This window comes from Amycolatopsis sp. NPDC051071 (genome assembly GCF_040682875.1).
Lineage (GTDB): Bacteria > Actinomycetota > Actinomycetes > Mycobacteriales > Pseudonocardiaceae > Amycolatopsis.
Genome location: NZ_JBFBBY010000106.1, coordinates 16,279 through 27,864 on the forward strand (window position 1 = coordinate 16,279; position 11,586 = coordinate 27,864).

Genomic DNA, 11,586 nt, shown 5'->3' on the forward strand with positions numbered 1-11,586 from the left:
TCTGTCCTAACCGGCTTCTAGCGTGGTTCTCATGACACAGGACATCCACCCCTTCTCGGTCGACATCCCGCAGACGCAGCTCGACGACCTCGCCGCCCGGCTGGCAGCCACCCGGTGGCCCGGCGAGCTGCCCGGGGTCGGCTGGAGCCGGGGCGTGCCCGCCGGTTACCTCACCGAACTCGCCGAGTACTGGCGCACCGGGTTCGACTGGCGGGCACAGGAGGCCGCGCTCAACGCGCACCCGCAGTTCCTCACCACCATCGACGGCCAGAACCTGCACTTCCTGCACGTCCGCTCGCCGGAACCGGACGCCACTCCCCTGGTCCTGCTGCACGGCTGGCCGGGCGGGGTGACCGACTTCCTCGACGTGATCGGGCCGCTTTCGGACCCGCGGGCGCACGGCGGTGACCCGGCCGACGCCTTCCACTTGGTGATCCCGTCACTGCCGGGCTTCGGCTTCTCCACACCGCTTGCCGGGCCGGGTATGAACGCCGCGAAGATGGCGGGCCTGTTCGCCCGGCTGATGGCTGATCTCGGCTACGAGCGTTACGGCGTCCAGGGTTACGACACCGGCTCGTGGGTCGGGCCCCAGATCGGCAAACAGGATACGGAGCACGTCATCGGCGTGCACCTCAACGCGATGATCTCGTTCCCGATCGGGGCCGATGGCGAACTGGACGACCTGCCCGAGGCCGACCAGCGCCGCTGGCAGTCGATGCAGGACTTCAACGACGGCTACCTGCGGTGCAACTCCCAACGCCCGCAGACGGTGACCTACGGCCTCCACGATTCGCCCGCCGGTCAGCTGGCGTGGATCGTGGAGAAGTTCAAGGAACTGACCATGCCGGAGGACGCCTTGCCCGAAGAGTGCGTGGACCGTGACCGCATGCTCGCCACCGTCTCGCTGTACTGGTTCACCGGTACCGCCGGGTCCGCGGCGCAGATCTACTACGAGGAGATCTCGGCGAACGACTGGAGCGGCGGCGACTCGGGTGACTGGGGCGGCGAGGCGAAGGCGACCGTGCCCACCGGGGTGCTCGTTTCCGCGCATGACGTCACTGTCCGCCGCTGGGCCGAACGCGATCACCACATCGTGCACTGGACCGAACTCGGCCACGGCGGGCACTTCCTCGCCATGGAAGCGCCCGAAGCGCTGGTCGACGACGTCCGCGTGTTCTTCCGGAAGGTGCGCTGAAGTGGGCTCCCGCGGGACCGCGGTACTGAGCCCGCGTGTGCTCAACCGCGCCCTCCTCGACCGGCAACTGTTGCTCGGCCGCGTCGATCTCGGCGTGGCCGCGGCGGCCGAGCACGTCTTCGGCCTCAACGCGCAGGACCCGGATCTGCCGTACCTCGCACTCTGGAACCGGCTCGAAACGTTCGCCATCGAGGACCTCACCACCGCCATCGAAAACGGCACCCTGGTGCGCTCCACGATGATGCGGGCCACCCAGCACCTGATGTCGGCGGCCGATTTCCGGCTCGTCCGGCCGGCGCTGGCGCCGTTGCTGCGGCGGGTGCAGCGCAACGCGTTCGGCAGTCGCACCACCGGTGCCGACCTCGGCGAACTGGTCGCCGACGCGGCCGGGCGGCTCGCCGACGGCGTCGTCCTCTCCCGTCCCGAACTCGGGCGGGCGCTCGCGCTGACCCGGCCGGGCGCCGACGCGAACGCGCTCGGCTGGACCGTGCAGTACCTGCTCCCGGTGGTGCACCCCGCCCCGAGCGGGACCTGGGGCAAACGCGGTGCGACCCCGTTCGCGGCATTCCCCGGCGTGCCCGAGGCCGCCACCGCCGAGGACGTGCGCGAAATGGTCCGGCGCTACCTGGCCGCGTTCGGGCCCGCCACCGTCGCCGACGCGCGGAGCTGGTCCGGGGTGGGCGGGCTGCGCGAGGTCTTCGAGCAACTGCGGCCGGAACTGCGCACCTACACCGATCAATCAGGCCGCGAACTGTTCGACCTGCCGGAGCGCGAACTTCCGTCGGCCGACCTGCCCGCACCCGTCCGGCTCCTCCCGGAGTTCGACGCGACGCTGCTCGCACACGCCGACCGCACCCGCGTGATGACCGAGGAGATCCGGCGGCGGATCTGCCAGGGCGCGGCGGTCGCGGCCACCGTCCTCGTCGACGGCACCGTGGCGGCAAGCTGGACGCGGGACCGGACGGGCGGGCTGACCGTGGTCCCGCTGCGCCCGATCTCCGCTGCCGACCGCGAGGCGATCGAAGCGGAAGCCTTGCGACTGCTCGCTTTCGCGGCTCCCGGCGCCGATCACACCGTCCAATTCAGACAATCATGAGGTACCGCGAGAGGCCCGCGATGACGCGGTACTTCAGCGGCGGCTGCTACGAGCCCGCGTCGGCCGGTGGCGTCCTGCTGTCCGAGCGAACACCGGGTGATCGTGAGTGGGCAACTAGGGTTATTGAGGGGTAAATCAAGGGTGGCGTGGTGCCCGGGCTCGCTGTGACCGACTTGTTCGCGGGGTTGGCGGCCAGAGCGAAGGCGTGACTCGCGTGCTCAAGCACGTAACTCGCGTGCTTGAACACGTAACTCGCGTGCTTGAAGGCGTAATTCGCGTGCTTGAAGGCGGATCTCACGTGCTGGATGCCGAACTCAGGTGTGCGGGGTCTGGCTCCGTCGGCCGGTCCGGTGAGGCAGGACTCCCCGTTCCTCAGAGGTTCTTTCCCGGCACCGCGAGCGCCAGCCGTGCCACCGGCGGTAGCGGCGCTTGTTTCGGGGTGGCACGGAAAGCCTGGATCGCGAACGCGGCGAAGCGCCGTGATGCCGCGACCTGCGCGGCGGGCGAGGTGGCCTGGATGCCGCCGTTGGCCATGAGCATGAGGATCAGGTCGTCGACGACGAAGTCGGGCCGCAGCTTCCCGGCGTCCTTGGCGCGGCCTGCCAGTCCGGCGAGTGCCCTGAGTGCGTGGTCGCGGTCGGCGGTGAAGTCCATCGCGCCGGGGAAGGCCGAAACGAAGGCCGCGGTGAAACCCCGGTCGCGGGCGTGTACCTCGCAGATCTTCTCGATGACGAGACAGAAACCACGCCACGGATCCGGGTCGGCGAGTCCCTCGTCGACGATGACGTGACATACGCGCATCTGGTCGGCGAAGGCCTCCGTCGCCAGGATCTCCTTGGTCGGGAAGTGGCGGTACAGGGTCGCGGGGCCGACGTCTGCCCGCCGGGCGACCTCCCGCATCGTCACGTTCAGGCCCTCGGTCGCGAACAGTTCGCGGGCCGCTTCGAGAAGGCGCTCGCGGTTGTCGAGGGCGTCGGAACGCGCGATCTGAGGCAATCGGTCGGTCACCACTCTCATTTTAGCCAACCGGACGGGGGCGTCCGTTAACGTCCGCCTGGTCATCGATCCCCGACCATGGAGCTGAAAAGTGAAGGCAATCGAGATTCAGGCGTTCGGCCGCCCCGAGGGCCTGGCGGTCATCGACCTCCCGGTCCCGGTTCCCGCGGCCGGACAGGTGGTGATCGCCGTCGAGGCGATCGGCGTCGGCGGGGTCGACGCCGTGATCCGGAGGGGCGCGCTGGCAGAGTACGGATTCCGGGAAGGTCATATCCCCGGCAGTGAAGTGGCGGGCGTCGTCACCGCGACCGGCGACGGCGTCGACCCGACCTGGGCCGGGCGGCGTGTGTGGGCCTTCACCGGCACGGGTGGCGGCTACGTCGAGCACGCGATCGCCTCGGCCGAGAAGATCGTCCCTCTCCCCGCGACCCTCTCCGCCGCAGACGCGGTGACACTGGGGAGTTCGGGAATGGTGGCACATTTCGCGCTCGCCCACGCCCACTTCCAGCCCGGCGAGTCGGTGCTGGTGCGCGGAGCGGCCGGCAGCATCGGGATCATGGTGGTGCAGCTCGCGGCCCGCGACGGCGCGAGCGCGGTGGCGGTCACGACGTCGTCGGCCGAACGCGGCGATCGCCTGCGGAAACTCGGCGCGACCCACGTCCTGGACCGGTCCGGCGAAGGAGACGGTCCGGCGGGCTACGACGTCGTCATCGACATCATCGCCGGCGCGGAGATGCCGTCCTTCTTCGACCGGCTTGCCCCGAACGGTCGTCTGGTGGCCGTCGGTGTGGTCGCCGGTATGCCACCGGCGGACTTCGGCACCAGGATGCTGGCGGCGTTCCGGAAGTCGTTGTCGTTCGCGACCTTCAGCGCGGACACGGTTCCCGGCCCCGAGCAGAGGACCGTTCAGGTCGCGCAGTTCGCCGCCGCGGGACGTGGGGAGCTGCACACCGTCGTGCACGAACTCCTGCCGCTGGAGGAAGCCGTGGTGGCGCATCGGAAGATGGACGACGGCGAGGTGTTCGGCAGGATCGTGCTGACGCCTTAGTGGTCGGTTTAGCCACGCCCTCGTACGGAGGTCGTGTCACTGGTCAGCGGCATTCCGTCCGCGGCCACGGGAACCACCGGCGGAACGACCTCGCCGCGTTCGTCGACCAGGACCGAACGCGCCTCGCCCGCCTCGAACGCGTGGCGCTCACCCCATTGCCGGAGCGTGACGATCACCGGGAACAAATCCTTGCCCGCCTCGGTGAGCGCGTACACCCGGCGTTTGCCCGACGGGGGCTCGACCTGGGCGATCAGGCCGTGCGCGACGAGTTTGCGGAGCCGGTCGGCGAGGATGTTGCGGGCGATTCCCGTACGCACCTGGAAATCGGTGAACGAGCGGGCCCCGTCCATCGCGTCCCGCACGATCAGCAGGCTCCACCGGTCCCCGAAGACGTCCACCGCCCGCGCGACCGGGCAGCCGGGATCGGTCCACACCGCGTCACCCGCCATCACTCCTCCATTGAGTTGCGTAATGAAACCATTCTGCCCTACTCTCCGAAGAGTTGCAATTTGCAACTAAACCGGGAGGCGTCAATGGGTCGAGGGACGAGACTGCTGCTGGCGATGGTGTGCGGGGTGGCTGTCGCCGGTGTCTACGCCGGGCAGCCGGTGCTGGGGCCGATGGGGCGGGAACTCGGCGTCCCCCTCGATGCGGCAGGCTGGTTCGTGGCCGTGGGGCAGCTCGGCTATCTCACCGGCCTGATCTCCTTGGTACCACTGGGAGATCTGCTCGATCGCCGTCGGCTGATCGCCGCGCACCTGGCGCTGGTCGCGGCCGGGCTGGCGGTCACCGCGGTCGCGCCGGTCGCCTGGCTGGCGTTCGCCGGCCTCGCCGTCGCGGGCGCGTTCGCGGTGGTGGTGCAGACCGCGGTCGCCTACACGGCCACGCTCTCGCCGCCCGGCGAACGCGGCCGCGATCTGGGCGTCGTCACCTCGGGGGTGGTGGTCGGCATCCTCGGCACACGGGTCGTCATGGGCGGACTGGCGGATCTGTGGGGCTGGCGCGGCGGCTATCTCGCCCTCGCGGTCCTCGCCGCCGTCCTCGGCATGCTCAGTTTTGTCGCGTTACCGGCGGACGTCCGTACCACCACCGAGCGATACGGGCAGATCATCCGTTCCTTTGGCGCCCTTTTCACCCGGCCGGCGTTCCTCAGCCGCGGGCTGATCGCGTTCTTCCTCTTCGCCTCCTTCGGCACCCTGTGGAGCGGCATGGCGCTCCCGCTTGCCGGTGAGCCGTGGTGGTTGAGCGAGGCGCGGATCGGGCTGTTCGGCATCGCCGGGCTCGCGGGCGCACTCGGCGCCGCCCGCTCCGGCCGCTGGGGCGACGCCGGGCACGCCGGCCGCGTCACCGGCCTCGCACTCGCCCTCCTGCTGGGCTCCTGGCTCGCGATCGGGCAACTCGGCTCGTCCCTGCTTCTGCTGATCGCCGGTGTGATCGCGCTCGACTTCGCCGTCCAGGCCGTCCACGTCAGCAACCAGCACATCCTCACCGCCGTCTACGCCGATCGCACCAGCAGCACGATCGGCGGCTACATGGTCTTCTACTCCCTCGGTTCCGCACTCGGCGCCACCGCGACCACCGCACTGTTCGACGCGGTGGGCTGGACCGGCCCCACTGTCCTCGGCGCGACGTTCGCGCTCTGCGCGCTCGTCATCTGGGCGGTGTCCCGACGCCGTGTGGTCATTTCGACGGACACCGGGAATCCCTTGCCGTGTGAGGATTCTCCAGCACGGGCAAGGTGAGGCTGGGGGCGGAAATGGGGGCAGTGATCGCGGCGCTCGCCGCGGGCTGCGCGGTAGTGGCGGCGTTCCTCTCCGGTGACGCGGCCCGGACCGACCGGCCGGATCCGGAGGTGGCCATGGTCGCGGCGGCGCTGGTCCTCGCGGCCCTGCTGGCGTTCGGTAAATCCCGGTGGGTACGGATTTCCGCACTGGTCGTCGCCGCGGGTGCGACGGGCTGGGCGAGCTACTGCCTGAGCACCGATCTCGGCAGCGGCACACCGGGTAACTCGACGGGAGTACTCACGGTCGCCGCCGTCATCTCGGTGGCGGCGACCGGATTGACCGTGAGGGGCGACAGGGCGCGTCCGCTGCGATGGTGGCTCGCCTTGCCGCTGGTGGTGGTACTCGCGGCGGGAACCGTGGCAGCGGCGATGACCGTGCCCTCGCTGGCCGTGCGGTCCGTGACGACCGCGGCCGTCGTGGCACCCGCGCTCGCCGACCGGGTCAAGGGCACACCGTGGAAGTGGACCTCCCCCACCGAGGTGCGGGACGTCGTCGCGGCGGGCGCCGGGGTGGCGGTCGCCGGACCGGACGGCGACATCACCGCCCTCGACGGCCCGACCGGCGCGGTGCGCTGGACCTACGCGCGGCCCGGAGCTCACCTGCGCGCGCTCGTCGCCACCCCGGACCTGCACCTGCTGCTGGCCGTCTATGGAGGCGACGGCCGCGACCACCTCACGGTCCTCGACGCGTTCACCGGCGTGCCGCTCCAGGAGACGCTGATCGACGAGGTACGCGGCGCGAACCTCCTGGCGCCGACCGCCACCGTACTGCCGTCGAGCGTTTACCTGGGAAACGACAACTTCCGCGTCGACGCGCTCGACCTGCGCACCGGGAGCCGTCGGTGGACATGGACCGCGCCCGAGGGCTGCGTCTCCCCGTTCGCCCTGCCCGCGAGCGGCCGTGACGTGGTACTCGCTCCGCTGCTGTGCCCGGACAGGCTCAGCGTGCTCGGGCTGGACGAACGCACCGGAACGCCGCGCTGGGAACACCGGTTGCCGGTGACGCGGCCCTCCGACGAGAAGGCCGATTTCTACCTGCATTCCTCGCCAGACGGCGAAACCGTTTCCTTGGCACTGCGGTACCCCGGCCTGGCCACCGGCAACGGCACCGATGTCGTACTCGCCGCCGCCACCGGCGCCATCGTATCCACAATGGACCCCAGGGCGCCGAAGCAGATCACGCTCGGACCGGTGGCCGTCTCGGAACGCGACGAGAACGGGAAGACCACCGCGTCCACAGTGGACGGCGGGATCGCCGTCGATCTCGCCGCCTGCCCGGTCCGGCTGGCGCATTCCACCACGCCGACGGCCTACCTGCGCCTGTGCGCCCTGTCCGGCGGCCGGCTGGTGGCGCACCGGCAGGAGCTCGACGGCTCACCGGCGTCCACCCTGCCGATCGACTGGCCACCCGGCACCCCGTACACCGGTTTCGCCCGCCCTTCGCTCATCCCCGCCCCCGGTGCCCTGGTCGCCGCGCGCGGCGGCGCCCCGGTGATCGGCTATCCCGCCCGCTGAGTCCGGCACGCTGTCCTGGATTGACAAGGCGGCGAGCGGGTAACCATCGGGAATGAGCCGTCCGCCACGAAACGAAGAGGAAGCAAGGATGCGCGACCTCGTCGCACGCTGGAGGCGGAGCGGTATCGCCCTCCCGCTGGCCTGGACGTTGATCTCCCTCGGCCTGGCCACGATGCTCTGGGTGTCGGGTTTTCGCGCGTGGCCGGTCTATCTGACCGTGGTGCCGGGCGCGGCGGTGTCCGTTCTCCTGTGGATCGGCGTGGCGCGCACCCGTCGCCGGGGAAAGTCGACGCCTGCCGAGTGACATCCGGACGGCTGAGGCGTTCCCGCCGGTGTCAGTGCTGTGTCAGACCTGTGTCAGTCCCGCCGGCGAAGGTAGTCCCAACGAGCCGCCGAGGGAGCCCCCGAGCGGCGGAGGACAACTGACACAGCTAGGGAATCCGACATGCCTTCCTTCACCACCCCCAACCCGATCACCGCCACCCTGACCACCGCGGGCGCCAAGGTACGCATCGCCGCCAGCGAACGGTCCGACACCGTGGTGCGGGTCGAGCCCCTCGACGGCACGAACAAGACCGACGTGAAGGTCGCCGAAAAGACCAAGGTCGACTTCACCGACGGCGAACTCTCGATCAAGACGACCAAATCGGGCGACAAGAACGGCTCCGTCGCCATCACGATCGAAGTACCCGCCGGCTCCGGGCTGGTCCTGAACACGGGGTGGACGGACGTGCACGCGTACGGCCCGCTCGGCGACTGCGAACTGAACACCTCGTCGGGGCAGGTCCAGATCGACCGGGTCACCGCGTTGCGGGGGAACCTCGCGGCGGGTGGGATCGCGATCGGTCACGTCGCCGGGGACGTCGCCATCGAGGGTGGCACGGCCGGGGTGCGGATCGGCGAGGTCGAGGGCACCGTCCGGTACTCGGGCTCGTCCGCGCAGGTCTGGATCGGCCGCGCCCGGTCCGTCCTCGCGCTCGAAAGCTCCGGTGGCGCCTTCGACATCGACCGCGCCGACGACGACGTCACGGTCAAGACGGGTGACAGCCCCATCCGGATCGGGCGGCTGACGCGCGGCCTGGCGGATCTGACGAACGCCGCCGGCGGTATCGAGGTCGGCATCAGCGACGGCAGCACCGCGTCCGTGGACGCGAAGAGCACCAAGGGCACGGTGCGCAACTCGCTGTCCGCTCAGCACCAGCCCGGCGAGTCGGGTGCCGCGGTCAAGGTCATCGCCCGGACGCGGCTCGACGACATCGTCATCCACCGCGTCGCCTCCTGAACACCCGAAACTTCAGCTCTCCCGAAAGGATTCACGACATGACAGGCTCCGTCGGCAACGGTGGCGACTTCGTCGAACAAGGGTGGGGAAAGGTCGCGGACGCGTTCCACGCGAATTTCGAGGGAACCCCCGGCGAGGTCGGCGCGGGATGCAGTGTCTACGTGGGCGGCCGCCCCGTCGTCGACCTGTGGCGCGGCTCCGCCGATCGTGAGGAGAACCGGCCGTGGCGCGACGACACCGTCGTCCAGGTCGCGTCCACGACGAAGGGCGCGACGGCGATCTGCGCGCATCTGCTGGCGCAGCGCGGTGAACTGGACCTGGACGCCCCGGTGACCACGTACTGGCCGGAGTTCGGCGCCGGCGGCAAGGAAGAGATCCCGGTGCGCTGGCTGCTTTCGCATCAGGCCGGGCTGCCGATCGTCGACGGGCCGCTGACCTTCGAACAGGCCTGTGCCTGGGATCCGGTCATCCGGGCACTCGAAGCGCAGAAACCGCTGTGGAAGCCGGGAACCGAGCACGTCTATCACAGCGTCACCTACGGCTTCCTGGTCGGCGAGGTCGTACGCCGGATCAGCGGCAAGTCACTCGGCACGTTCTTCGCCGACGAGGTCGCCGGCCCGCTCGGGCTGAGTGCCTGGATCGGCTTGCCCGAGACCGAGGAGAGCCGGGTCGCCCAGCTCCACTACGCCGCTCCGTTCAGCCTGGAGGAACTGCTCGCCGGGATGATCAAGGTGACCGGGCTGGACGCCGACACGGTCAACGCCTGGATCCAAGCCATCTGGAGCCCTGGCTCGGTCCAGGCCAAGGCAGGCGAACTCGGCGGTGCCTTGGACAACACGTCCGACTACTTCACCACGCGTGCCTGGCGCGCGGCGGAGTTCCCGGCGGCGAACATGATCGCCGACGCGCGATCGGTGGCGAGGATGTACGCCGCCACGGTGAGCGACGTCGACGGCGTCCGGCTGCTCGATCCGGCGACCGTCGAGACGATGACCGAAGTCCAGACCGACAAGACGCGGATGCACGGGCTCCCGCCGGAGCTGGACATCCCGGCCGACCGCTCCTTTTACATGTCACTCGGGTTCCACCGCGCCTGTACGCCGTTGCCGATGGCCGGGCCGGGCTCGTTCGGTCACCCTGGCTCCGGCGGATCGATCGGCTTCGCGGACCCCGAGGCCGGTGTCGGCTTCGGCTACGTCACGAACAACTGGAGCTTCCGGCCCGACGACCCGCGTGCGGCGGGCCTGGCCGAGGCCGTCCGATCCTGCCTCGGCTGACCCTCTTCAGGTGCTTTCCGGGCCTCGATGTCCGAAAGGACGGGTAATTCGGCGCCACGGGCAGAATTCGGACAGAAGACCGGACAATTCGCGACGTGCTCCGAGGCCGGCCGCACACTCGGCGAGCAGTGTGTTTCTTTCCCCCGGCCTTGGAGGATTTCCCATGCGTCGAAGAATCGCCCTGGCCTTGGGCGGCGCCGCCGTCCTGACCGCCGGCCTCATTTCCGCCGCCCTCGCCCCTGTCGCGCTGGCTTCCCCCGGACTGATCACCGCCATGCAGCGGGATCTGGGCCTCACCGCCACACAGGCCGAAGCCAGGCTCGTCCGGGAAATGACCGCCACACGCGTGCTGCCGGACGCGCAACGCGCGGCGGGTGCGGCCTTCGGTGGTGCCTGGTTCGACCCGGCACTCGGCAAACTCGTCGTCGGCGTGACCGACCCGGCGGCCGCGGACGCCGTCCGGCAGGCCGGTGCCGAACCCGCCGCTGTCGCGATCAGCGCGGCGAAACTCGACGCGGCGAAGGCCGAAATCGACGTCTCCGCCCAGTCCCGGCCCGCACCGGCGGCCGTCAGCGGCTGGCGCACCGACCCGCGCGGCGGCAGCGTCGTGGTCACCCTGCGGCCCGGCGCGCACGGCGCCGACGTCGACGATTTCCTCGCCAGGGCAAGGAAAATCGGTCCGGTCACGGTGGCCACCGCGCCGAAGGCCGAACCGTTCTCGGCGGGCACCGTCGGCGGCGACCCCTACTACATCAACGGGAACACCCGCTGCTCGATCGGCTTCTCCGTGCACGGCGGCTTCGTCAGCGCGGGTCACTGCGGCGGCAACGGCAGCTCCGTCGTCGGCTGGGACGGCTCGGCGATGGGTAACTTCGCCGGATCTTCCTTCCCCGGCAACGACTACTCGTTCATCCGCATCGGCAACGGCTGGTGGACCGCACCGGTCGTCCTCGGCTGGGGCACGGTGAGCGACGCGCTCGTCCGTGGATCGTGGGTCGCGCCGGTCGGCACCTCGGTGTGCCGGTCTGGTTCGACAACGCACTGGCACTGCGGCACCGTGCTGGGACACAACGAAACCGTCAACTACGCACAGGGTGCGGTCCACCAGATGACCCGCACCGACGTCTGCGCGGAACCCGGCGACTCCGGCGGCTCCTTCATCACCGGCGACCAGGCTCAGGGCGTCACGTCCGGCGGCTGGGGGAACTGCGGTTCCGGCGGTGAGACCTGGTTCCAGCCGGTGAACGAGATCCTGCAGAACTACGGCCTGTCCCTCGTCACCGCCTAGGGCGTGTCTGGCAAATCTGTTCGATGGGGTTCGTGATCCAGGTGGTTCCTGGTGGTGTGGGCCCTTCGTCCTCGTACTGGACGTACTCGGTCGAAGGGCCCACGCA

The 11,586-nt window shown here is 70.0% G+C and carries 11 protein-coding genes; 9 read left to right on the plus strand and 2 right to left on the minus strand.

Annotation, left to right across the window (positions count from 1 at the left end; genetic code table 11):
* Positions 1-31 precede the first annotated feature (31 nt).
* Positions 32-1,195, plus strand: coding sequence for an epoxide hydrolase family protein (locus AB0M65_RS28255; protein WP_364033875.1), 1,164 nt, complete (start codon positions 32-34; stop codon positions 1,193-1,195).
* A gap of 1 nt (position 1,196) precedes the next feature.
* On the plus strand, positions 1,197-2,291 hold the full coding sequence (locus AB0M65_RS28260) for a winged helix DNA-binding domain-containing protein (RefSeq protein WP_364033878.1): 1,095 nt from the start codon (positions 1,197-1,199) through the stop codon (positions 2,289-2,291).
* A gap of 372 nt (positions 2,292-2,663) precedes the next feature.
* Here AB0M65_RS28260 and AB0M65_RS28265 read toward each other — a convergent pair whose 3' ends face one another.
* Positions 2,664-3,299 (minus strand): helix-turn-helix domain-containing protein, encoded by a 636-nt coding sequence (locus AB0M65_RS28265; RefSeq protein ID WP_364033881.1) that lies wholly within the window; start codon positions 3,297-3,299, stop codon positions 2,664-2,666.
* 79 nt (positions 3,300-3,378) lie between these two features.
* On the opposite strand from AB0M65_RS28265, the gene AB0M65_RS28270 reads away from it, so the two are divergent.
* Positions 3,379-4,335, plus strand: a complete 957-nt coding sequence (locus AB0M65_RS28270; protein WP_364033884.1) for a zinc-dependent alcohol dehydrogenase family protein — start codon at positions 3,379-3,381, stop codon at positions 4,333-4,335.
* Between the two features lie 8 nt (positions 4,336-4,343).
* On the opposite strand, the gene AB0M65_RS28275 is transcribed toward AB0M65_RS28270, so the two are convergent.
* Complete coding sequence (locus tag AB0M65_RS28275) at positions 4,344-4,784, minus strand: helix-turn-helix domain-containing protein (protein ID WP_364033887.1); 441 nt, start codon at positions 4,782-4,784, stop codon at positions 4,344-4,346.
* Between the two features lie 84 nt (positions 4,785-4,868).
* On the opposite strand from AB0M65_RS28275, the gene AB0M65_RS28280 reads away from it, so the two are divergent.
* The 6 genes from AB0M65_RS28280 to AB0M65_RS28305 all read left to right on the plus strand — a co-directional run bounded on the left by AB0M65_RS28280 (position 4,869) and on the right by AB0M65_RS28305 (position 11,480).
* On the plus strand, positions 4,869-6,077 hold the full coding sequence (locus AB0M65_RS28280) for an MFS transporter (RefSeq protein ID WP_364033890.1): 1,209 nt from the start codon (positions 4,869-4,871) through the stop codon (positions 6,075-6,077).
* A 14-nt stretch (positions 6,078-6,091) separates the two neighbouring features.
* Entirely contained in the window at positions 6,092-7,633 is a 1,542-nt protein-coding gene (locus tag AB0M65_RS28285) for a PQQ-binding-like beta-propeller repeat protein (protein WP_364033893.1), read from the plus strand.
* A gap of 88 nt (positions 7,634-7,721) precedes the next feature.
* Positions 7,722-7,937, plus strand: a complete 216-nt coding sequence (locus AB0M65_RS28290; RefSeq protein WP_364033896.1) for a hypothetical protein — start codon at positions 7,722-7,724, stop codon at positions 7,935-7,937.
* Positions 7,938-8,078: 141 nt separating this feature from the next.
* Positions 8,079-8,915: a DUF4097 family beta strand repeat-containing protein gene (locus tag AB0M65_RS28295; RefSeq protein ID WP_364033899.1), complete on the plus strand. Its 837-nt coding sequence runs from the start codon at positions 8,079-8,081 to the stop codon at positions 8,913-8,915.
* Positions 8,916-8,953: 38 nt separating this feature from the next.
* Positions 8,954-10,192, plus strand: a complete 1,239-nt coding sequence (locus AB0M65_RS28300; protein WP_364033902.1) for a serine hydrolase domain-containing protein — start codon at positions 8,954-8,956, stop codon at positions 10,190-10,192.
* A 163-nt stretch (positions 10,193-10,355) separates the two neighbouring features.
* On the plus strand, positions 10,356-11,480 hold the full coding sequence (locus AB0M65_RS28305) for a S1 family peptidase (RefSeq protein ID WP_364033905.1): 1,125 nt from the start codon (positions 10,356-10,358) through the stop codon (positions 11,478-11,480).
* Positions 11,481-11,586 lie beyond the last annotated feature (106 nt).